19 protein-coding genes are annotated in these 20,928 nt (G+C 71.9%); 12 read left to right on the top strand and 7 right to left on the bottom strand.

Translation table 11 applies throughout. The features are described 5' to 3' along the window. Window positions 1-367: 367 nt before the first annotated feature. Window positions 368-1,057, bottom strand: coding sequence for a metal-dependent transcriptional regulator (locus tag DEJ17_RS03195; RefSeq protein WP_110892151.1), 690 nt, complete (start codon window positions 1,055-1,057; stop codon window positions 368-370). A 37-nt stretch (window positions 1,058-1,094) separates the two neighbouring features. Here DEJ17_RS03195 and DEJ17_RS03190 point away from each other — a divergent pair, with 37 nt between their 5' ends. Continuing rightward, window positions 1,095-2,036 (top strand): CPBP family intramembrane glutamic endopeptidase, encoded by a 942-nt coding sequence (locus tag DEJ17_RS03190; RefSeq protein WP_181421015.1) that lies wholly within the window; start codon window positions 1,095-1,097, stop codon window positions 2,034-2,036. On the opposite strand, the gene DEJ17_RS03185 is transcribed toward DEJ17_RS03190, so the two are convergent. Then, entirely contained in the window at window positions 2,033-2,830 is a 798-nt protein-coding gene (locus tag DEJ17_RS03185) for an HAD-IIA family hydrolase (RefSeq protein ID WP_110892036.1), read from the bottom strand. The genes DEJ17_RS03190 and DEJ17_RS03185 overlap by 4 nt on opposite strands. 179 nt (window positions 2,831-3,009) lie before the next feature. Between DEJ17_RS03185 and DEJ17_RS03180 the strand changes: the two genes are divergently transcribed. Together DEJ17_RS03180 and DEJ17_RS03175 are read left to right on the top strand one after the other, a co-directional pair. Beyond that, window positions 3,010-3,705: a TetR/AcrR family transcriptional regulator gene (locus DEJ17_RS03180; protein ID WP_110892035.1), complete on the top strand. Its 696-nt coding sequence runs from the start codon at window positions 3,010-3,012 to the stop codon at window positions 3,703-3,705. Further along, window positions 3,702-4,349 carry a TrmH family RNA methyltransferase gene (locus DEJ17_RS03175; protein WP_110892034.1) on the top strand — a complete coding sequence of 216 codons (648 nt, stop codon included), beginning with the start codon at window positions 3,702-3,704 and terminating at the stop codon, window positions 4,347-4,349. Before DEJ17_RS03180 ends, DEJ17_RS03175 begins: the two co-directional genes overlap by 4 nt. A gap of 96 nt (window positions 4,350-4,445) precedes the next feature. Here DEJ17_RS03175 and DEJ17_RS03170 read toward each other — a convergent pair whose 3' ends face one another. Next, window positions 4,446-5,435, bottom strand: a complete 990-nt coding sequence (locus DEJ17_RS03170) for a LacI family DNA-binding transcriptional regulator (RefSeq protein ID WP_110892033.1) — start codon at window positions 5,433-5,435, stop codon at window positions 4,446-4,448. Between the two features lie 218 nt (window positions 5,436-5,653). Between DEJ17_RS03170 and DEJ17_RS03165 the strand changes: the two genes are divergently transcribed. Continuing rightward, on the top strand, window positions 5,654-6,550 hold the full coding sequence (locus DEJ17_RS03165) for a DUF559 domain-containing protein (protein WP_110892032.1): 897 nt from the start codon (window positions 5,654-5,656) through the stop codon (window positions 6,548-6,550). Window positions 6,551-6,560: 10 nt separating this feature from the next. Beyond that, on the top strand, window positions 6,561-7,364 hold the full coding sequence (locus DEJ17_RS03160) for an NAD(P)-dependent oxidoreductase (protein WP_110892031.1): 804 nt from the start codon (window positions 6,561-6,563) through the stop codon (window positions 7,362-7,364). Between the two features lie 113 nt (window positions 7,365-7,477). Here the strand turns inward: DEJ17_RS03160 and DEJ17_RS03155 are convergent, their stop codons facing one another. Genes DEJ17_RS03155 through DEJ17_RS03145 form a run of 3 tightly spaced genes read right to left on the bottom strand, consistent with a single transcriptional unit; the run spans window position 7,478 to window position 11,141 of the window. Continuing rightward, window positions 7,478-9,712 carry a YhgE/Pip domain-containing protein gene (locus tag DEJ17_RS03155; RefSeq protein WP_110892030.1) on the bottom strand — a complete coding sequence of 745 codons (2,235 nt, stop codon included), beginning with the start codon at window positions 9,710-9,712 and terminating at the stop codon, window positions 7,478-7,480. After that, window positions 9,709-10,479, bottom strand: a complete 771-nt coding sequence (locus DEJ17_RS03150; RefSeq protein ID WP_110892029.1) for a hypothetical protein — start codon at window positions 10,477-10,479, stop codon at window positions 9,709-9,711. Before DEJ17_RS03150 ends, DEJ17_RS03155 begins: the two co-directional genes overlap by 4 nt. Continuing rightward, window positions 10,476-11,141, bottom strand: coding sequence for a TetR/AcrR family transcriptional regulator (locus DEJ17_RS03145; protein WP_375342553.1), 666 nt, complete (start codon window positions 11,139-11,141; stop codon window positions 10,476-10,478). Before DEJ17_RS03145 ends, DEJ17_RS03150 begins: the two co-directional genes overlap by 4 nt. 298 nt (window positions 11,142-11,439) lie before the next feature. Between DEJ17_RS03145 and DEJ17_RS03140 the strand changes: the two genes are divergently transcribed. Together DEJ17_RS03140 and DEJ17_RS17655 are read left to right on the top strand one after the other, a co-directional pair. Continuing rightward, entirely contained in the window at window positions 11,440-14,964 is a 3,525-nt protein-coding gene (locus DEJ17_RS03140) for a S8 family serine peptidase (protein WP_146239596.1), read from the top strand. A gap of 147 nt (window positions 14,965-15,111) precedes the next feature. Next, a complete protein-coding gene (locus tag DEJ17_RS17655; RefSeq protein WP_155896763.1) occupies window positions 15,112-15,276 on the top strand; it encodes a hypothetical protein in 165 nt (54 codons plus the stop codon). 105 nt (window positions 15,277-15,381) lie between these two features. On the opposite strand, the gene DEJ17_RS03135 is transcribed toward DEJ17_RS17655, so the two are convergent. Then, complete coding sequence (locus DEJ17_RS03135; RefSeq protein ID WP_110892027.1) at window positions 15,382-15,555, bottom strand: antitoxin; 174 nt, start codon at window positions 15,553-15,555, stop codon at window positions 15,382-15,384. A gap of 207 nt (window positions 15,556-15,762) precedes the next feature. Here DEJ17_RS03135 and DEJ17_RS03130 point away from each other — a divergent pair, with 207 nt between their 5' ends. The 5 genes from DEJ17_RS03130 to DEJ17_RS03110 all read left to right on the top strand — a co-directional run bounded on the left by DEJ17_RS03130 (window position 15,763) and on the right by DEJ17_RS03110 (window position 20,923). Then, window positions 15,763-17,097: an adenylosuccinate synthase gene (locus DEJ17_RS03130; protein ID WP_110858789.1), complete on the top strand. Its 1,335-nt coding sequence runs from the start codon at window positions 15,763-15,765 to the stop codon at window positions 17,095-17,097. Window positions 17,098-17,099: 2 nt separating this feature from the next. Next, window positions 17,100-17,657 carry a low molecular weight phosphatase family protein gene (locus tag DEJ17_RS03125; RefSeq protein ID WP_110892026.1) on the top strand — a complete coding sequence of 186 codons (558 nt, stop codon included), beginning with the start codon at window positions 17,100-17,102 and terminating at the stop codon, window positions 17,655-17,657. Between the two features lie 281 nt (window positions 17,658-17,938). After that, window positions 17,939-18,913, top strand: coding sequence for a CPBP family intramembrane glutamic endopeptidase (locus DEJ17_RS03120; RefSeq protein ID WP_110892025.1), 975 nt, complete (start codon window positions 17,939-17,941; stop codon window positions 18,911-18,913). Then, on the top strand, window positions 18,900-20,255 hold the full coding sequence (locus DEJ17_RS03115; RefSeq protein ID WP_110892024.1) for a sensor histidine kinase: 1,356 nt from the start codon (window positions 18,900-18,902) through the stop codon (window positions 20,253-20,255). The genes DEJ17_RS03120 and DEJ17_RS03115 overlap by 14 nt, the downstream gene beginning before the upstream one ends. Next, window positions 20,252-20,923 (top strand): response regulator transcription factor, encoded by a 672-nt coding sequence (locus tag DEJ17_RS03110; RefSeq protein WP_110892023.1) that lies wholly within the window; start codon window positions 20,252-20,254, stop codon window positions 20,921-20,923. Before DEJ17_RS03115 ends, DEJ17_RS03110 begins: the two co-directional genes overlap by 4 nt. Window positions 20,924-20,928 lie beyond the last annotated feature (5 nt).

The following is a 20,928-nucleotide window of genomic DNA, read 5'->3' as shown; positions in this document are numbered from 1 at the left end:
ACACCCCGTTGGCCGCGCGCCGAGTGGGCGCGAACCGTCGGCTGCGGGGCTTCCGGACGACAGAGCGTGACCGGTCGGCAGAGGTGAGCGGGGTGTCGTGACCGGTGAGGGCGCTGGACGGGAGGCGCGTGGCGGCGCGGCGCCGGGCCTCCCGTCCGACGCCACGCGCGTTCGCGGGCCGCGGTGCGGTCACGACGCCCCGTGCGCTGGGCGCCGAGTGGTCATGAACCGTCGCCTGCGGGGCTCCCGGACGACAGGCGGTGACCACTCGGCGGAGATGAGCGGGGTGTCGTGACCACCCGACCACCCGACCACCCGACCACTCGACCACCCGACCACCCGACCAGCCGGCCAGCGCGCAGCGCGGTCAGTCGTCGTCGGGCGCGAGCCAGATGGACGACGCGGCCGCGGCCGGCAGGTCGACGAGGGACTCCGAGCCGTCGGTCGACCGCCGTGCCACCGCGATGACGCCGGCGTAGTCCCGCACCCGCTCCACCCGCAGGTGCGTCCCCAACCCGACCCCGAGTTCGTCGAAGTAGCGCAGCAGTGACGGGTCGTCGTCGGAGACCCGGTCGACCGTGCCGCACGCTCCCGGCTCGATCGCCCCGAGGAGCGTGCCGGGGGAGTCCGGCACGATGCCGTCGGCGCCGGGGATCGGGTCGCCGTGCGGGTCGTGCGTCGGGTGACCGAGGTCGGCGTCGACGCGGTCGAGGAACTGCTCCGAGACGGCGTGCTCGAGGGCCTCGGCCTCGGTGTGCACCTCGTCCCACGAGTAGCCGAGCCGCTCGACCAGGAACGTCTCGATCAACCGGTGCCGCCGGACCATCGCCACCGCGACCTGCTGCCCGAGCGGGGTGAGCACGACGCCGTAGTACGGGGTGTGCTCGATCAGGCCGTCGCGGTCGAGCTTCTTGAGGTTGCCCGACACCGTCGACGCCGACACCTTCAGGGACGCCGCGATGTCCCGCGTCGCCAAACCGGGCCCGCCGCGCTCGCTGGCCTTCCAGATGAGCTTGACGTAGTCCTCTGCCATGGTGGACAGGGAGGGCAGGCGCATACCGCCAATCGTACGTCCCGCCTGGTACAACCAGGAGGTGACCACGACCACCCCCGTCCGGGCCCGCCGCCGCTGGCCGGTGCCGCCGTCGCTGCTGCTCGGGCTCGCCCCGATCGTCGTGTTCGCCGCCATCAGCGCCTGGCGGTCGCGGCCGAGCGACGACTACGCCACCCTCGGGCAGACGGTCGACAGCGTCGTGCACGCCCTGGTCATCCCCGAGGGCATCGCCGTCGTCGCGCTCGCCCTGTTCGTCACGGCGCTCGGCTGGTGGCGGATCGCCACGGTCGACCCGGTCCGGACGCGGCTGCGGTGGACGATGCTCGCGCCGATCCTCGTGCTCGTGGTGTGCGTCGTCCGGCTGCCCCTGATCGACTGGACGGCACTGCCCGCGCACTACTTCCTGCTGCTCGCCGTGGGGGTGCTGTTCGTCGGGGTGTTCGAGGAGCTGATGGCCCGCGGCACCCTGCTCGTCGGACTGCGTCGCCGCCTGCCGGAGATGGGGGTGTGGGCCCTGTCGTGCGCGCTGTTCGGGCTGCTGCACCTGCTCAACGCGCTCGCCGGTGCCGGGATCGGGCCGACGCTGGTCCAGGTGGTGTTCGCGGCGTCGTTCGGGTCGACGCTCTACGTCGCGCGTCGGCTGACCGGGTCGCTGCTCGCCCCGGTGCTGCTGCACGCCTTCTGGGACTTCGGGTCGATCGGGTTCTCGGCGACGGCGGACACGGGCGACTTCGGGAAGCTGACCCTGCTCGGCCTGATCGGGCTGTTCTCGTTCGGGGTGCTCGCGTTCGGCATCGTGGCGGGCGGGATCATCGCCTGGTACGACGACCGGCCGCGCCGGCTGGCGAAGCGGTGGCGTTCGGTGCCGCCGATGGCGGCCTTCGCCCTGGAGGCCCGTGGGCCGTTCCACGAACCGGCTGCGGCGGGCGCCGCGGTCACGTCCGGTGCCGACGCGCGCGAGCGGTCGCGAGAGACCGGCTAGAGCTCGACCTCGAACGGCTCGGTGCGCACGAGCTCGTGCACGCCGGAGATGACCTCGCTCGGACGGAACGGGTACCGGTCGATCTCCGCCTCGTCGCTGATGCCCGTCATCACGAGCACGGTGTGCAGCCCCGCTTCGATGCCGGCCTGCACGTCGGTGTCCATGCGGTCGCCGATCATGCCGGTGTTCTCGGAGTGCGCCCCGATCCGGTTCATCGCGGAGCGGAACATCATCGGGTTCGGCTTGCCGACCACGTAGGGCTGCTTGCCGGTGGCCTTCTCGATCATCGCCGCGATCGCGCCGGTGGCGGGCAGGACCCCCTCGGCGCTCGGGCCGGTGGCGTCGGGGTTCGTCACGATGAACCGGGCACCGGCGCGGATGAGCCGGACGGCCTTGGTGATCGCCTCGAACGAGTAGTTGCGGGTCTCGCCGACGACGACGTAGTCGGGAGCGGTCTCGGTCATGATGAAGCCCGCTTCGTGCAGGGCGGTCGTCATGCCCGCCTCACCGATCACGAACGCCGAGCCGCCGGGCATCTGCGACTTGCAGAAGTCGGCCGTCGCGAGCGCACTCGTCCAGATCCGCTCCTCGGGCACGTGCAGACCCGAGCTCCGCAGCCGGGCGCTGAGGTCGCGCGGCGTGAAGATCGAGTTGTTCGTCAGCACGAGGAACTCGGTGCCGTCGTCGAGCCACTGCTGGATGAGCTCCGGGGCGCCGGGGAGCGCCTGGTTCTCGTGGACGAGCACGCCGTCCATGTCGGTCAGCCAGCACTCGACGTCGTCTCGGGTCGCCATGGCCCTCACCCTACTGCGCGGCGGTTCAGGCCCGGCTCCCGGTCGGCTCGGAAAGGGCCGGGAGGCCCGGGGCGGCTCTTGCGCGCTGCTCCGAGACCCGAGATGGTCGAGACACCGAACCGCGCTCGGCTTTTGCCCTACGCTTTTCGGGACACGTACCGAATCAAGGAGGCCCCCTCGTGCTCGTCGAACCCGGAACCCCGTCCGCCGCGCCCCGACCCACCCCGGTGTCGGAGACGGAGCTCGAGGTGACCCCGCGCCGACGCCGAGGCCGCCCGAACGTGCTGTCCCGCGAGCAGGTGATCGACGCCGCCACGACCATCGCGAACGAGGACGGCCTGGACCGCCTGTCCTTCCGTGCCCTGGGCGTGCGGCTCGGGGTCGCCCCGATGACGGTGCACCGGACCATCGGCGGCCTGGACGACCTGCACGCCGAACTCGTCCGCCGCACCGTCGACGAGTTCACCGCCACCTTCGTCTGGCCGGACGAGTGGCACGCCGTCGTCCGCACCTTCGCCACGACGTTCCGCGACCTGATGCGCACCCACCCGCTCGTGCTCGAGTCGCACAGCCAGCGCGCCCCGCTCGCCTCGACCGAGTCCGACGCCGTCGTGGCGAAGGTCGTCGGTGCCCTGCAGGACGCCGGGCTCCCGCCGGCCGAGGCGATGTACACCTTCTTCGTCGTCTACGACTTCGTGGTCGGGCACGCCGGGGTGCAGGTCGGACGCGGGGACTCCGAGGCCGGACGCCCCGAGCGGCACCGGCTGGTGGGCGAGATCCTCGGCGAGCACTCCTACGACGACCGGTTCGCACTCGGCCTCGACATCCTGATCGCCGGCATCGAGTCGCGCATCGCCCGTACGCTGGTCGGGTGACCACTGCGCCCGAACCGTCGCACGAGCTGACGACCAACGGGGTGGGGCCGCACCCGGAACCCTGGCCCGACGACCCCCGACTCGACCCGGAACTGCTGGCCGCGGGGGACTCCCGGAACGTGCTCGACCGCTACCGGTACTGGTCGATGGACGCGATCGTCGCCGAGCTCGACACCCGCCGGCACGCGTTCGACGTGGCGATCGAGAACTGGCAGCACGACCTGAACATCGGGTCGATCGTGCGGAGCGCCAACGCGTTCCTGGCCGGCACCGTGCACATCATCGGACGACGCCGGTGGAACAAGCGCGGGGCGATGGTCACCGACCGGTACCAGCACGTCCGGTACCACCCCGACGTCGAGGCGTTCCTCGCCGCGATGGCCGAGGAACAGCGCCCCGTCGTCGCCATCGACAACACCCCCGGTGCCGAGCGCATCGAGACCGCGACGATCCCGGAGCGCTGCGTGTTCCTGTTCGGGCAAGAGGGGCCGGGGCTGACCGAGCAGGCGGTCGCCGGAGCTGACGCGCACCTCGAGATCACGCAGTTCGGGTCGACGCGGAGCATCAACGCCTCGGCTGCCGCCGCGATCGTCATGCACGGCTGGGTCGTCCAGCACGCGGAGTTGCCGGGCGCGACTTCGTGAGCAGAAATGGTCGGGTACGGGCTCTGAACCCGACCATTTCTGCTCACGAAGCGGGCGGGGCGGAGGCGGGGCGGGCCTCCCGTCCGGGGTGCCGCGTCAGCGTGCGGCGGTGGTGCGGCGCGCGACCAGGCGGGGTTCGACGAGGAGTTCCGTCGCGGCGATCCGCGGGTCGGCGATGCGGGCGAGCAGGCGCTCGCCGGCGCCGCGACCGATCTCGACACTGCGGTCGTCGATGCTCGTCAGACCGACGTAGCGCATCGCGGCGACAGGCGTGTCGTCGTACCCGATGACGGAGACGTCCTCGGGGACGCGCAGCCCGCGTTCGGCGAGTTCGGACAGGGCGCCGAGGGCCATCACGTCGTTCGCGGCGAAGACCGCGGTGACGTCCGGGTGCTCGTCGAGGAGCGTGCCGAGGGCGCGGGAACCGGCCTCCTCGGTGGGTTCGCCCGGCAGCACGGTCGTGACGACGGAGGCCCGTGCCGCCGCGCCCTGCTCGAACCCGGCCCGGCGTTCGGCCGAGGCCGCCGAACTCGCGCCCACGAACCCGAGCCGGGTGTGGCCGAGGTCGAGCAGGTGCTGCGCCGCGATGCCACCACCGGCGTGGTCGTCGTTTGCCACGGTGTCGGCACGGGGGATCGCGACGCGGCCTCCCGCGATCACCAGCGGCATCGAGGCCGGGATCGCGAGGTCGGTGGTGGGCTCGCCGGCGATGACGATGCCCTCGACGCGCATGGAGAGGAAGCCCTCGACCGGGGACGCATCGAGCCCCGTGTTGAGGAACCGGTCGGCGACCACGAGCCGGTGGCCCTGGTCCTGGAGGCTCTCGCGCAGGCCCGTGAGCAGGTCCACGAACCACTGGTTGCGGAAGTCGTCGAGGACCACGCCGATGGTGCGGCTGCGGGTGCCGGCGAGGGACACCGCCGCGGTGGAGGGACGGTAGTCGAGCTCCTGGATCGCCTTGAGCACGGCGGCCCGGCGCTGGTCGCTGACCCGGGGGGAGCGCTGCAGCACGAGGGAGACGAGGGACTTCGAGACCCCGGCGCGTGCGGCGACGTCGTAGATGGTCGCGGGCTTGCCGTCTCCCATGATGCGCTTCGACCTCCGTTGGCTCGTGCGTCGATCGTAGCGGGCGCGCGCCGGTTCGCTTCGTGAGCAGAAATGGTCGGGTACGGGGCGGCGACTCGACCGTTTCTGCTCACGATCTGTGCGTGGCTGGTCCTCCACACGGGAGGCCCGGGGTGCGTTGTGCACAGAAGTCGCGTTCGGCGCGCGGGCAGTGGGCGCGGGGCGCGAACGTGGTCGTCATGCGAGCACGACCACTTCCGACACCGCTGCGCGGGCGCGCGTTCGACGTCGGTGCCGCCGACCGCGCGGGCGTCTCCCGACAACGACTCCGACGGCGTGACCTGATCCGGCCGACCCGGTCGATCCGATGGGCACGTGACCGTCCGCCCGACCCGGTCCACCGGATCCGGGCGTTCCGGCCGGTCCTGGTTCCCGGGCAGTTCATCAGCCACGTCTCGGCGGCGGTCCTCTGGCAGCTCCCGGTCCCGGTCGCCGACGACGGACCGGTGCACGTCACGAGTCCCCTGCCGATCGCGCAGCCGCGCCGCCACGGGGTCGTCGGGCACCGCATCACACCGGACCGTGCCCGGGTGACGGAGCGGTGGGGGATGCCGACGAGCACGCCCGCGGCGCTGTGGGTGGACTGCGGTGCGATGCTGTCGGTGGACCAGCTCGTCGTGCTCGGGGACGCCATCGTCACGGAACGACGGTGCGGGACGACGATCGACGACCTCGCTGCCGCCGTCACCCTGGCCGGAGCACGATCGGGTGTCCGACGACTGCGCGTGGCACTCGAGCTCGTGCGGGTGGGGGCCGGGTCGCCGCAGGAGACCCGAGCGCGGCTGGCGATCGTCCGCGCGGGGCTGCTCGAGCCCGAACTGCAGGTCGACGTGCTGGACGAAGCCGGTCGGTTCGTGGGCCGCGTCGACATGGCCTACCCGGAGCAGCGCATCGTCATCGAGTACGAGGGCGACCACCACCGGACCGACGCCGAGCAGTGGGGCCGTGACCTCCGCCGCCACCGCGAGATGGAACGACTCGGCTGGGCGGTCGTCCGGTGGACCAAGTCCGACCTCGACACCCCGGCGTTCGGCGCGGTCGGACAGCTGAGGTCGCTGCTCGCGCGCCGGGGGTAGCGTCCGCGGCATGGCGACGCTGCTCATCACCGGAGCCGCGGGCCGGATCGGGAGCGCGCTGCGTCCCCGACTGCGGTCTGCGGGACACGACCTCGTGCTGCTCGACGAACAGAAGCCCCACGACCCGATCACCGCCGGAGAGCGGTTCGTCGCCGGATCGGTGAACGACCCGGCGGCGCTGGACGACGCGCTCGCCGGGGTCGACACCGTGGTGCACCTGGCCGGCATCCCCACCGAGGCCGCGTGGGACGACCTGATCGCGGCGAACCTGACCGGCACGAAGAACGTGCTCGAGCGGGCGGCGGGAGCCGGGGTGCTCCGGGTGGTGCAGGCGAGCTCGATCCACGCGGTGGGTCTGGTCCCCGAGCCCCTCGACCAGCCGGGGAGCGTGCCGGGCGACCGGCTGCCCCGTCCGGACACGTACTACGGCGTGACGAAGGCGGCGATGGAACTGCTCGGCAGCCTGTTCGCGGACCGGTACGAGATGTCGATCGTGTCCGCGCGGATCGGGGCGTTCGGAGCCCTGCCGCCGACGACCCGCGGGCTGCTCATGTGGACCTCGCCCGACGACCTGACGCGCCTGGTGCTCGCGACCGTTGCGCTCCGCGACCCCGGGCACCACGTGGTCTGGGCCCTGTCGCGGAACACCGGGTCGCCAGCTGACCTGACGGCCGGGGAGCGCATCGGCTTCCACCCGGTCGACGACGCCTCCGCCGTGCTCGACGCGGACGCCCGCGCGACCCTGCCGACCGACGACCTGCGCACCCTCGGCGGTGGGATGGTGCACCAGCCGCTCGGCGAACGCACTTCGTGAGCAGAAGAGGTCGGGTGACCTGACGTCACCCGACCTCTTCTGCTCACGATGCGTGCCGCGCCCGCGCCCGCGCCCGCGCCGCGCCCGCGCCCGCCGCCGCGCGGCCGCTCCCGCTACCCGATCAGGCTCGGGCGCAGGTCGCGCAGCGTGCGGGAACGGGTCTGCCGCGCGGTGACCACGAAGGACACCAGGAGCGCCCCGAGCAGCCAGCAGAGCAGCACGCCGGCGTCCGACCACGCGGCGCCGAGGTTCCCGCCGTACATCGTCTGTCGGATCGCGTCGACCGAGTACGTCATCGGCAGCGCGAAGTGCAGCGCGGCCAACGGCCCCGGCAGCGTCTGCCACGGGAACGTCCCGCCGGCGGTGACGAGCTGCACGAGCATGAGCACCAGGCCGAGGAACTGCCCCACGGACCCGAGCAGCACGTTGAGCGCCATGATGATCGCCGCGAAGGTCGCCGAGGCCAGCACCATGATGCCGATCGTGCCGCCGACGTGCACCACGTTCAGGTCGAGGGCGAAGCGCACGATGAAGAACAGCGCCACCATCTGCACCAGGCCGAGGAGCGCCGGGGTGAGCCAGCCGCCGAACACCACCGCGAGGGGCTTCCGCACCGCCGTGATGGCCCGCTTGGAGATCGGCTTCAGGATGAGGAACAGCGCGTACATTCCGATCCAGGCCGCGAGCGAGATGAAGAACGGCGCGAGGCCGGCGCCGTAGTTCGACGCGGCGGCGACGTTGTCGTCCCCGACCTTGACCGGGTCGGAGATGACCGAGGCCTGCGACTCACGTTCCGAGGCGTTCGACGCCGGGATCTTCGTGCGGCCCTCGTCGAGCGACGACGCGAGCTTCGATGACCCGGTCTTCAGCTCGTCCAGCCCCGATGCGAGCGACGAAGCGCCCTGGTCGGCGGTCTCCGCACCGGTCGCGAGCTGCGACGCACCCGACGACAGGGTCGGAGCCGCCGAGGCCAGCGTCGACGTGCCGTCGGCCACCTTCGACGCTCCGGACGAGAGCGTGGATGCGCCCGTCGCGGCGGTGGCGATGCCGGACGACAGCTCCGGAGCCTTCGCGGCGAGCTTGCCGGTGCCGGCGGCGAGCGTGTCGGAGCCGTCGGAGAGCTGCTGGATGCCACTCGTCAGCGCCGGAGCCTGCTCGGCGAGTTGCGATGCCCCCGCGGACACCTGCGCGCTGCCGGTCTTGAGCTTCTGCAGGTTGCCCGACAGTTCGCCGGCACCGGTGCCGAGGTCGGCGCTGCCGGCCTGCAGGTCGTCGAGTCCGGCGAGCAGCGTGGTCTTCTGGTCCGGGGTGAGCACCGTTGACGCCTGCACGACCGGCTTCAGTGACGCGACGAGTTCGGGTGACTGCGCCGAGAGCCGCTGGACACCCTCGATGAACGGTGTGGCCTCGTCGGCCAGTGTCGCGTTCCCGGTGGCGACCTGCGACGCCCCGCTGGCGAGCTTCTGCGAGTCCGACGGCAGCGAGGCCGTCTGGTCACGAAGCTGGTGCAGCCCGGTCTGCAGCTGCTGCGCCCCCGCGTTCAACTGCTGCGTCTGCGACGGCAGCGCCGCCGTCTGCTGCTGCGCGCTGGCCAGCCCGGACGCCAGGGTCGACGCCCCCGACGCCACCTGCTGCGCCCCGCTGTTCAGCTGCTGGGTCTGCGACGGCAGGTCAGCCGTGCCGGACGCGAGCTCCGCCGCACCGGAGGACAGCTTGCCGGTGCCGTCGGCGAGCTCGTGCGCACCCGAGTCCGCCTTGGCGGTTCCGGAAGCGAGTTCATCGGCCCCGTCGACGGCGTCGCCGAGGCTGTCCCGCACGTCGGCGAGCCCGACGAGCAGGGTCTTCGCCGCCTGCTTGCCGACGCGCTCGGCGACGGCGGTGCGCATGGTCTTGCCCGCCTGCTCGGCGATGGTGGAGGCCAGGTAGGAGTTCGTGTCGGCCGTCGTCATGACGAGCTTCGCCTGCGTCGGGTCGTCGGACTGCGCGGACACCAGGTGCTCGGAGAAGTCGTGCGGGATGGTGACGACGAAGTCGTAGGTGCCGTTCCGGACGCCGGATCGGGCATCGGCGGCGCTCGTCTTCGTCCACTTGAAGTCGGCGCCGTCGATGGCCTCCTTCGTGACGTCCTTGCCGTAGTCGACGTGGTCGCCGTCCAGCGTGGCGCCGGCGTCGAGGTTCACGATCGCGGCGGGGATCTGGTCGAGCTTCGCGTAGGGGTCGCGGTTCGCCCACAGGTAGGCGCCGCCGTAGAGCAGCGGCACGATCATCAGCGCGATGAACGCCAGACGTGCGAGCGGGGTCGCGGTGAGTCGCGCGAGTTCTGCGCGGACGAGCGAGGTGGTGGTCACTTCTGTGCCTCCGTCGGGACGGTTGCGGATGCTTCGGTGACGGAAGGAGCGGCCGGGAGGCCCGGCTCGGTTCCGTCGGTTCGGGCCACGTCCTCGGGGTCCTCGGGCTGGGGCGTCACGAGCGTCTCGACGTCGTCGTGCGTCTCGACGGTGTCGTGCGTGTCGATCGTGTCGAGCAGGTGCTCGACGGTCGTGGCGGCGGCCTTCGAGGTCACGAGGACCACGGTCACGCCCCGGCGTGCGACGTCGCGGACCACCTGGAACCAGTCCTCGACGGCGCCACCGTGCCGCTCGGGCGACGTGATCACGATGCCGGTCACGCCGTCGCGGAGCAGGGCCAGTTCGACGAGCAGCCGGACGCGCACGGCGGTCGGCACCCGCTGTACGGCGGTGTCGACGTAGTCCCGCAGTCCGAGCTCGTCGAGCACGGTGTCGACGTGCTCGCGGTTCGGGCGCTGCCCGGCGAACGCGAGCTCCTCGCGCACGATCTGCTTGAGGGTCATGACGGGGAAGGGCTCGGCGACCCCGGGGGTGTCCACGAGGGCGAACGAGCGCCGGACGGCTGCCGGGTCGTCGTGGCCGTCGAGCAGCAGCCGGCCGGTGTCGGGTTGCATGCGGCCACCGGCGACGAGTGATGCGAGCACGGGTGCCTGCTCGGTCTCGACGGCGAGGACCCCCGGGCGTCCGGGAGCGGCGACGGCGGAGACGACGGGCAGGGGCGCGCCGGGCTCCTCACCGATGCCGACGTGGTCGAGTTCGAGCGTCATGCGTGGTCCTTCTGGGCAGGAGTGGGAGCGGGAGCGGCGGGTTCGGAGAGCAGTGCGGTGCGCCAGTCGATGCCGGCCATGCCCAGCGCCGACACCACCACCATGCGCCGTCCGTCCTCGTCGCTCGTGCCGGAACGGGTGGCCTCGTCGAGGACGGCGATGCACGCGCCCTCGACCAGACGGCCGAGGGTCTCGGGGTCGACGTCGTCCCGCATGGCGCCGTCGGCGATCCCGAGCGCGCACGCCTGACGCACCTGTGCGCGCAGCGGGGCGAACACCTCGGCGACGGGTTCGGCGAACGGACTGCGCACGGCCACCCGGGCCATCGAGCGGACGTGTGACACCTCGGTCCAGAGCGTCACCGCGATGGCGGCGAGGCGCGCAGCCGGGGGGAGCTCCTGCAGGTCCGCGGCGGTGGGCATCGCGGCGGCGATGCGGGCGGCGCCGGCCGTCACGACCTCGCGCACCAGGTCGTCGCGCGAGGGGAAGTGTCCGTACACCGCACGGCGCGACAGGCCGGCCGACGCGGCGATCGACTCGATCGACGCATCCGGGTCCTGCTGCAGGCAGGTCTTCGCCGCGTCGAGGAGTGCTGCCCGGTTCTCCGTGGCATCGCGGCGGGGCGCGCGGGAGGGCTGCTCAGTGGTGGTCACGCACCCCATCGTAATAACGTGCACACAGGTGTGCAACTTAACAGGTTCCGCCCCCCGGACGAGGGGAGTCCCCCAAAGAGCGGACTGTCCTGCCTGAGAACGAACGCATAGCTTCACAGGAATCTCATGCGAACCACGGACTGAGCCTGGAGTGCCCTCTTTGAACCGTGCAACACCGATTCCCGACCAGAACCCAACACCCCATCGCTTCACCCGCGTCCTGACCGCCGGCATCGCCGTCGCGGCCCTCGCGTGTGGCGGTCTCGCAGTCGGGGGTGCGGCCTCCGCAGCTCCGGCCGGGATCTCGGTGGCCGACCTCAAGCTCTCCGCCCCGCTCCGTGACGCCAAGCCGACGAAGACCGTCGCTGCGTTCGTGCGCACGACCGGCCAGGGTGCCCTGGAAGTGGACGCCAAGGCGAAGGGCGGGGACCTGACGAAGTCGCGGACCCAGTCCTCCGCGGCCAAGAACCGCGTCGAGGCGATCCAGTCGACGGTCGCCGCGGTGCGGTCGGCCGTCAAGCGCGCCGACGCCGACGCGACCGAGCTCTACTCGACCGAGTACACGGTCCCCGGCGTCGCCGTCGTCGCGGACGTCGACGCGTTCCGGCAGATCGCGGAGCGCTCCGACGTCGAGAGCATCATCCCGCTCACGCCGAAGAAGATCGTCGAGCCGACGGTCAACGAGAACGCCGACGCCGCTCCCTCGGGCGTCGACCCCAGCCTGGTCCAGCCCGGTGCCGACGGCGTCGCGCCGAAGAACGCCGCGAGCGACGTCTACACGCGCTCGCTCAACGCCTGGCAGCAGACCGGCCACACCGGCAAGGACGTCAACGTCGCCGTCCTCGACACCGGTCTCGACTACACGCAGGCCGACTTCGGCGGCCCCGGCACCACCGAGGCGTACCAGCAGGCCCTGGCGAACGCGAGCGGCGGCGCCCCGGACCCCAGCCTGTACGACGCGTCGAAGTTCCTCGGCGGGTACGACTTCGCCGGTGCGACCTACAACGCCGACCCGTCGGACCCGGACGCCTACGACCCCGTGCCGGCTCCCGACGACAACCCGATCGACGGCAAGGGCGGCGACCACGGCACGCACGTGTCCGGCTCGATCGCCGGCTACGGCCTGACCGCCGACAAGCAGCGGTTCGACGGCGACTACACCAAGCTCACCACGCAGCAGGTGCAGGACATGTGGATCGGTCCGGGCACCGCGCCCGAGGCCGGCCTGTACGCCCTGAAGGTCTTCGGTGACAACGGTGGCTCGACCGACGTCACCGGTGCCGCGCTCGACTGGGTGGGCCAGGCGCTCACCGAGGGCAAGGACATCAACGTCCTGAACCTGTCGCTCGGCTCCGACTACGGCGCGCCGGACGACCCCGACAACGCGAAGATCGACGCACTGACCGCTCGCGGCGTGCTCCCCGTGATCGCCTCGGGCAACGCCGACGACTTCACCGACATCGGTGGGTCGCCGGGCAACGCCGAGGGTGCGCTCACCGTCGCCGCGAGTGCAACCGGCCAGTCGCTGTACGACGGCGTCCAGGTCACCGCGCCGGCCGACGTCGCGAAGACCTACCGGTCGCAGTACTCGTCCAACTTCACGGGCACCCTGCCCGTCGAGGGCGACGTCGTCGTCCCGACCGCGAACATCGACGGCTGTGCAGCGTTCAGCGCCGCGGACGCCGCGAAGATCGCGGGCAAGGTCGTCTGGCTGAAGTGGACGGACGCCGCGCTCGAGTGCGGTTCCCTCGTGCGGTTCAACAACGTCCAGGCCGCCGGCGGCGTCGGCGTCCTGCTGGCGGGCACGCTCGACACGTTCGAATCCGGCATCGGTGGCAACGCGACCATCCCGGGTGCCGAGCTGACCGCGAAGAGCGTGGCGAGCCTCCAGGCCACCGCCAAGGCGGGGACCCTGCACGTGCGCTTCGCGGACGAGCTCAAGGGCTTCGAGGTCGCCATCGAGGCGGACGCCGTGAACACGCTCGCGTCGTTCACCAGCCGTGGGGTGCACGGATCGTTCGACGACATCGTCAAGCCGGACATCGCCGGCCCCGGGGTCAACGTGATCTCCGCGGCCAACGGCACCGGTGACGGCCGCATGTCGATGAGCGGTACCTCGATGGCGACGCCGGACGTCGCGGGCATCGCGGCGCTGACGTTCCAGTCGCACCCGACCTGGTCCGCCCCGCAGGTCAAGGCGGCGCTGATGAACACGGCGACGCACGACGTGAAGGACGGCAACCGTTCGGCCACCCTGCTCCGCCAGGGCACCGGTCGTGTGGACGCGCTGCAGGCGGTCACCGCCGGCACCACGGTCCGCAGCACCGAGAACGACCAGCTCGTCACCGCGTCGTTCGGTGTCGTCGAGGTCGCCGGCAAGACGAGCGAGCGCCGCACCCTGCGGATCGACAACACCGACGGCACGGCGCACACGTACACCGTGTCGTACCAGCCGCAGGTGACGCAGCCGGGTGTGACCTTCGCGCTCAGCTCGAAGCAGGTCACGGTGCCCGCCAACGGCACCGCGTCGGTCACGCTGACGTTCTCGGTCGCCGACCCGACGAAGCTCCGCCGTGTCATCGACCCGACCCAGGAGGCCGTCCAGCAGGGCTACCAGCGCGAGTTCGTGGCAGCAGCCTCCGGCATCGTGGCGTTCGCGCCGACCGACAGCTCGCTCAACCCGATGCGCCTCGGGGCCTACGTGGCACCGAAGCCCGTCAGCGCGGTGCGGGCCCGCACCACGGTCTCGTTCACGGGACCGGGCAAGTCGGCCGAGCTCACGCTCAAGGGCCGCACGCTCGACCAGGGCGGACTGACGACCGGCTACCACGCCGCCGTCGCTCCGTTCGTGCTCGGCGGCACCGACCCGGCCGAGGCCTTCCCCGAGGGTTCGGCGACGCGCTCGCTGCAGGCGGCCGACGTCCGTTCCTTCGGTGCGTCGTACGACAAGGCGTCGGGAACCCTGGCGTTCGGCGTGCAGACCGCCGGTCCGGACGCGAACCCGGGCGCCGTGACCAACGTCGAGGTGCTCATCGACACAAACCGTGACGGCGAGCCCGACTTCCTGGTGTACGACGCGAAGTCGGCCGCAGTGGACGCCACCTTCGCCACGACGGTGGACCTGGCGAAGGCCGCCCTGGACGACCCGGACATCGACCCGGTCGTCGACGTCCAGCCGCTCAACGGCGGTGCGCCCGGACAGGACGTGAACACCTTCGACAGCTCGGTGAAGGTGCTGACCGTCGCTGCGAAGGCCATCGGTTCGTCGAAGAAGTTCGACTACACCGTGCTGACGGAGTCGGCCTACGCCCCGGGTGCCGCCACCAGCGGTTCCTCGGTCGTGGACGAGACCGGGACGGCCACGTTCGACCCGTCGAAGCCGAAGCTGTCGTTCTCGCAGGACGGCGCCACCGGCCTGCTGTTCGCCGACGCCGACTCGCTCACGGTCACCCGTGCGTCGGGTGTCACCAAGGCGACGGTGCTGCTGCTCCACCTCGACAACGCGGCGGGCAAGCAGGCCGACACGTCGACGATCAAGGTGATCCCGCCGACGCTGGCGCTGGCCAAGGGCAGCAAGGTGACGGTGAGCGGGACGGCGAAGGTCGGCTCGACCCTCACCGCGAAGCACGGCACCTGGAGCACGACGAAGGCGACCTACAAGTACCAGTGGCTCCGTGACGGCAAGGTCGTCAAGTCCGCCACGGGAACGAAGTACAAGCTCGGCACGTCCGACGTCGGGCACCGCATCAGCGTGCAGGTGACGGCCCACGCCTCCGGGTACGAGGACGGCACCGCCAAGTCCGGGGCGACCGCGAAGGTCACCCGCCGCTAGGACGGCGTGCGCGGCTCGCGCGCCGCGTCGTGAGCAGAAGAGGTCGGGTCCCGAGCGGGGATCCGACCTCTTCTGCTCCCGAAGCGCGAGCGCGTGTTCGGGACAGGTAGTTAGACAAACTAGTGAACTGGTGCCAGTGTTGCTCCCATGCAGAACACGCTGAACCAGCTCCGGTCCAACCCGGTCGAGTGGCGCCGTCGTGGACTCACCCCGCCGGACGTCATCCAGGCCATGATCGAGCAGCGCCTGGCCGAGCCGGGGCACTCCCAGCCCGTCGGTGACCCGTCGTACCAGGACTTCTTCCGGAGCTGATCCGGGGTCGGCCGGGCGATTCGGGACGCACCGACCGACAGACGGGAGGCGCGGTGCCAACTGGCACCGCGCCTCCCGTTCGTTCGTCTGGTGGCGTCTCGGACGTCACTTGCCGATCTTGCCGTCGGCCGCGTCCTCGGCCTTGCCGACCTGGTCGCCGTGCCCGCCGCCGGTCGCCTTGTCGGCCGCGTCGCCCGCCTTGTCGAGGCCGGCGTCCGTGGCCTTCTCGCCCTTGTCGCTGTCGGCGAAGTCCTTCGCCTTGTCTCCGATGCCGCTCATGTCGTGCTCCTTCCCTGGGGGATCTGGACGGGTCCGACCGTGCTCCGACCGGTCCGGACGGGTACCCAGGTGCGCTTGATGTGGACAAGTGGCCACCGTCCACAGGGCGTCACACCGGGTGACGCGCAGGTGACCAGCCGATAGACTCGGGTGGACCACCGGCCCGGACGGCCGTGTGCGGTCCTCCGCCAACGTGAGGAGAACCAGATGCCCGCAGCAGTCATCATCGGCGCCCAGTGGGGCGACGAGGGCAAGGGGAAGGCCACCGACCTCCTCGGCTCCCGCATCGACTACGTCGTGAAGTTCAACGGCGGCAACAACGCCGGCCACACCGTCGTCGTCGGCGGCGAGAAGTACGCCCTGCACCTGCTGCCCTCCGGCATCCTGACGCCCGGCGTGACCCCGATCATCGGCAACGGCGTCGTCGTCGACCTCGAGGTGCTGTTCCAGGAGCTCGACGCCCTGCGCGCCCGCGGCGTCGACGTCTCGAAGCTGCTCGTGTCGGCCAACGCCCACGTCATCACGCACTACCACCGCACGGTCGACAAGGTGACCGAGCGGTTCCTGGGCAAGCGCCAGATCGGCACCACGGGTCGCGGCATCGGCCCGACCTACGCCGACAAGATCAACCGCGTCGGCATCCGGATCCAGGACATCTTCGACGAGAACATCCTGCGGCAGAAGGTCGAGGCCGCGCTCGACCAGAAGAACCACCTGCTGGTCAAGGTCTTCAACCGCCGTGCGATCGACCCGGAAGAAGTCGTCGAGTCGCTGCTCTCGTTCGCCGAACGCCTGCGCCCGATGGTCGCCGACACGGCCCTCGAGATCCACCGTGCCCTGGAGCGCGGCGAGACCGTCCTGTTCGAAGCCGGCCAGGCCACCATGCTCGACGTCGACCACGGCACCTACCCGTTCGTCACCTCGTCGTCCGCGACCGCCGGCGGCGCCGCGACCGGTTCGGGCATCGGCCCGGGCAAGCTCGAGCGGATCATCGGCATCGTCAAGGCGTACACGACCCGTGTCGGCGCCGGTCCGTTCCCGACCGAGCTGTTCGACGAGTCGGGCGAGTTCCTGCGCGCCAACGGCTTCGAGTTCGGCACCACCACCGGTCGCCCCCGACGCTGTGGCTGGTACGACGCCCCGATCGCCCGCTACACGGCGCGCATCAACGGTGTCACCGACTTCGTGCTCACCAAGCTCGACGTCCTGACCGGGCTCGAGACGATCCCGGTCTGCGTCGCGTACGAGGTCGACGGCGTCCGTGTCGACGAGGTCCCGGTCAACCAGTCCGACTTCCACCACGCGAAGCCGGTGTACCAGGAGTTCCCCGGCTGGACCGAGGACATCACCGGAGCCCGCACCTTCGACGACCTGCCGAAGAACGCGCAGGACTACGTCCTGGCGATCGAGGCGATGTCCGGTGCGCGGATCTCCGCGATCGGTGTCGGCCCCGGCCGTGACGCCATCGTCGTGCGGCACGACCTGCTCGGTGCGGACGAACGTGCCGACGAGCGCGCCGGCGAACGCACCGACGCAGCGTGACGATGCGGATCCTGTTCGTCTGCAGCGGCAACATCTGCCGGTCCCCGCTCGGCGCGCAGGTGCTGACGGCACGGCTCGGCCCGGACGCCCCCGCGTTGGTGGTCGAGTCGGCCGGCACCATCGCCGACGACGGCGCCCCGATGGACGCCGCTGCAGCCGAGCAGTCCGTGCGGCTCGGGGGCGACCCCTCCGCCCATCGGTCGCGGTACCTGACGGCGGACATCGTCGCGAGCGCCGACCTGGTGCTGACGGCCGAGCGGTCGCACCGTGCGGCCGCGGTCTCCCTGGCGCCCCGGGCGTCCAAGCGGACGTTCACGATCAAGCAGTTCGCGCGGGTGCTCGCCGGCCTCGAGCCCGGTGACCTGGCCGACGTGACGACCCCGCAGGGACTCGTGGAGCGCGTCGCCCGGCTGCGCGGCACCGTCCCGCCGCCCGCCGACCCGGCCGACGACGACGTCGACGACCCCTACCGTCGCTCGACGGCGACCCACCAGCGCGTCGCGGACGAGCTCGACGTGGCCCTGACGGGCATCGCGGACGCGTTGCGCGCCGTGGTCTGACCCCACTGTCGGACGCCGGGGCCTGGTGCCAGCCGGCAGCGGGCCTCCTGTCCGTCGGGTGGGGGAGACGCCGGCGTCGTGCGAAGACGCCGCCGAGTGCTCGAGGCGCCTTCGAATTCGGCGGCGTCTCGAGCACGCTGGGGCGTCGAGCGATGACGACGGCGTGTTCATCACCCCGGCGAACCACGGCCCGCAGAGCGCTTGCATCCTTCGATGGAACTCCCGCAGGTGCATCCCGAAGCCGGTCGTCCCCGAGCGCGCTGGTTCCTAGCGTCGTGTGCATGACGAACACCACCGAAGTCCGGCCCACCGCCGGCACCGCAGCCCGCGACCGAGGGGGTGTCCGCGGCCTCATCGCCCGGCACCCGCTCGTGTCCTTCTTCACCATGGCACTCGGCCTGAGCTGGCTCGCGTGGGTGCCGTACATCCTGTCGCCGCACGGCATGGGCGTGTGGGACATCCACTTCCCCGAGGTCCTGGGCAGCGCACAGTTCACGGGCGTCCTGCCCGGTGCACTCCTCGGCCCGTTGGGCAGCGCGTTCATCGTGACGGCGGTCGCCGACGGCCGCGCGGGCCTCCGCCGCTGGGTGGGACGGCTGTTCCGCTGGCGGGTCGCCTGGTACTGGTACGCGCTGGCGCTCGTCGTCGTGCCGGCCCTGATCGTCGTGTCGGCGCTGCCGTTCGCCGGCGGTGACGTGCGGGCTCCCTCGGCCCTGGCCTTCGCCATGCTCGTGCCCGGCCTGGTCATCCAGCTGTTCTCGACCGGTCTGAGCGAGGAGCCCGGCTGGCGCGACTTCGCCCTGCCCCGCCTGCAGCACCGCTTCGGCGGGCTGGGTGCGGCTGCGATCCTCGGTCCGATCTGGGCGCTCTGGCACATGCCGCTGTACTTCAGCGACTGGGGCGGCTGGCCGAACGCGCACTGGAGCGAGCCCGTCGTGTTCGCCCTGTTCACCATCACCTTCAACGTCGTGATGATCCAGGTCTTCAACAAGACCCGCGAGAGCCTGCCCCTGGCCCTGCTGCTCCACGTCGGCGTGAACAACACGATCTCGACGCTGTTCCCCGAGATGTACCCGAGCATGACCGCCGGCACGCTGATGATCGGCCTGACCATCATGTCGACGATCGCCGCCGCGGTGCTCCTCGTCGCGACCCGTGGCCGCCTGGGGTACGACCCCGCGCGACGCGCCCTGCCCCTCGACGCACCGGTCCCCACCCGCGCACGCCTCGTAGGATCCAACGATGGCACCCGCTGAGCACGACGCGCTGCGCGCACCGGCCGAGCCGGCAGCGCAGCCCGCGCGACCGGCCCAGCCCGCGCAGCGCTCCCGCCGCGTCGACGTCGTCGTCGCCCTCGGCACGGCCGTCGTCGCCCTCGGGCTGCTGCTCGGCCTGCCGCCCCTCGACGCCCTCGAGCCCGACGGCCCCGCCCTGGCGATGCGGGTCCCCGCGGTGTTCACCCTGGCGTGGAGCGTCCTGGCCCTCGGCCTGCTGGCCCAGTCCGCCGTCCTGCTCGCCGCCCGTCGGGCACCCCGCACCGTACTGATCGTGGTCGCCGCCCTGCCGGTGGTGGTCGCCGCGCTCGCCCCGCAGTCGGCCGACCTGTTCGGCCTCACCGCGCTGCCCGTGGTCGTCGCCGTCGTCCTCGCCGCACTCCGTGTCCCGCTCGCACGCCTGTGGCCGACACTGTTGGTCGCCGCCGCCCTGGTCGCAGCGGGCAGCGCTGTGCTGTCAGCGGTCGCAGGCGGCGACGTCACCCAGGGCCTGGCCGACTCGCTCGGGCAGGGCGTGCTGCAGGCGGTCGGCGCGGTCGGCGTGCCCCTGCTGGTCACCCTGCTCGTGCAGTCCCGCCGCGAGGTCCGCGTCGCCCGCACCGCCGAGGCCAGCGCCGTGAACCGCGAGCAGGACGCCCTGGTCGACGCCGCCGTGTCCCGCGAACGTGCCGCGATGGCCCGTGAGCTGCACGACATCGCCGCCCACCACCTGTCCGGCATCGCCCTGATGGCCGCCGTCATCGACCGGCAGATCGACGCGGACCCGGAGCGTGCCCACGAGGGTGCCCGCCAGGTCCGCGAGCAGAGCACCGCCGTGCTCGAGGACCTCCGGCGCCTGGTCGGCCTGCTCCGCGACGACGCCCCGGCGGAGCGCGCCGTCGAGACGGTCGCCGGCATCGTCGACCTGGCCGAACGCGCCCGGTTCCGCAGCGACGTCCGCCTCGACGCGCTGCCGGGTGACGGTCCGCTGGCCGACGGCGTCGGCCCGCTCGCGCAGCTCGCCGCCTACCGCACCGTCCAGGAGGCACTCGCCAACGCCGCCCTGCACGCCCCGTCCGCCCCGTGCACCGTCACCATCGACGACCGCGACGCGACCCGGGTGGTGATCCGGGTGGAGAACGCACCCGCCACCGTTCCGGCAGCGGGGACCTCTCCCTCGGGCGGCAACGGCCTGCGGGGGATGCGCGAGCGGGCGGACCTGGTCGGGGCGAGCCTCCAGACCGGCCCGACCGCGACCGGCGGATGGCTGGTGGAGCTGGCGCTCGGCCGGGAGGCACCTGCCGCACCAGCGCACGCCGCCGACGGTTCCGGGGTGGTCGCGTGATCCGCGTGCTGGTCGCGGACGACCAGCCCCTGGTCCGCGCCGGGGTGTCCGCGCTCCTCGGCGCGGAACCGGACATCGAGGTGGTCGGCGTGGCCGCCGACGGCGGCGAGGCGCTCGCGCTGGCGCGCGAGACGCGACCAGACGTCGCCTGCCTGGACATCCGGATGCCGGTGATGAACGGCATCGAACTCGCCCGGATCTTCTGCGCCCCGGACGCCGATCCGGCGATCCCCGCGCTCATGCTGACGACGTTCGACCTGGACGACTACGTGTTCGGGGCGCTCGAGGCCGGTGCCTCCGGGTTCCTGCTCAAGGACGCCGAGCCGGACACCATCGTCGACGCGGTGCGGCAGGTCGCCGCCGGCAACGGCACGCTCGACCAGGCACTGACCCGGCGGGTGCTGCGGGAGTTCGTGTCACGGCGGAGCCTGCAGCCGGTCTCCGGCGACCGGGCCGACGGCGTGCTGACCGCCCGCGAGCGCGAGGTGCTCCTGCTGCTGGCGCAGGGGATGTCGAACGAGGAGATCGCGGCCGCCCTGGTGCTCGAGGTGTCCACCGTCAAGTCGCACCTGGCGCGGATGCTGCCGAAGCTCGGGGTGCGGTCGCGGCTGCAGGCCGTGGTGTGGGCGTACCAGAACCGGATCGTGACGGTGCCGGAGCAGCCGTAGCGGGG

The organism is Curtobacterium sp. MCSS17_011 (genome assembly GCF_003224275.1).
In the GTDB taxonomy this organism is placed as follows: Bacteria; Actinomycetota; Actinomycetes; order Actinomycetales; family Microbacteriaceae; genus Curtobacterium.
The sequence above is the reverse complement of the archived record's forward strand: the minus strand, read 5'-3'. Positions and strand labels throughout refer to the sequence as shown.

What these genes read in the sequence shown, in the direction of transcription:
- DEJ17_RS03195 (WP_110892151.1), bottom strand. Translation starts at nt 1,057, where the DNA reads ATGCGCCTGCCCTCCCTGTCCACCATGGCAGAGGACTACGTCAAGCTC.
- DEJ17_RS03185 (WP_110892036.1), bottom strand. Translation starts at nt 2,830, where the DNA reads ATGGCGACCCGAGACGACGTCGAGTGCTGGCTGACCGACATGGACGGC.
- DEJ17_RS03170 (WP_110892033.1), bottom strand. Translation starts at nt 5,435, where the DNA reads ATGGGAGACGGCAAGCCCGCGACCATCTACGACGTCGCCGCACGCGCC.
- DEJ17_RS03165 (WP_110892032.1), top strand. Translation starts at nt 5,654, where the DNA reads ATGCGAGCACGACCACTTCCGACACCGCTGCGCGGGCGCGCGTTCGAC.
- DEJ17_RS03160 (WP_110892031.1), top strand. Translation starts at nt 6,561, where the DNA reads ATGGCGACGCTGCTCATCACCGGAGCCGCGGGCCGGATCGGGAGCGCG.
- DEJ17_RS03150 (WP_110892029.1), bottom strand. Translation starts at nt 10,479, where the DNA reads ATGACGCTCGAACTCGACCACGTCGGCATCGGTGAGGAGCCCGGCGCG.
- DEJ17_RS03145 (WP_375342553.1), bottom strand. Translation starts at nt 11,141, where the DNA reads ATGGGGTGCGTGACCACCACTGAGCAGCCCTCCCGCGCGCCCCGCCGC.
- DEJ17_RS17655 (WP_155896763.1), top strand. Translation starts at nt 15,112, where the DNA reads ATGCAGAACACGCTGAACCAGCTCCGGTCCAACCCGGTCGAGTGGCGC.
- DEJ17_RS03135 (WP_110892027.1), bottom strand. Translation starts at nt 15,555, where the DNA reads ATGAGCGGCATCGGAGACAAGGCGAAGGACTTCGCCGACAGCGACAAG.
- DEJ17_RS03130 (WP_110858789.1), top strand. Translation starts at nt 15,763, where the DNA reads ATGCCCGCAGCAGTCATCATCGGCGCCCAGTGGGGCGACGAGGGCAAG.
- DEJ17_RS03125 (WP_110892026.1), top strand. Translation starts at nt 17,100, where the DNA reads ATGCGGATCCTGTTCGTCTGCAGCGGCAACATCTGCCGGTCCCCGCTC.
- DEJ17_RS03120 (WP_110892025.1), top strand. Translation starts at nt 17,939, where the DNA reads ATGACGAACACCACCGAAGTCCGGCCCACCGCCGGCACCGCAGCCCGC.
- DEJ17_RS03115 (WP_110892024.1), top strand. Translation starts at nt 18,900, where the DNA reads ATGGCACCCGCTGAGCACGACGCGCTGCGCGCACCGGCCGAGCCGGCA.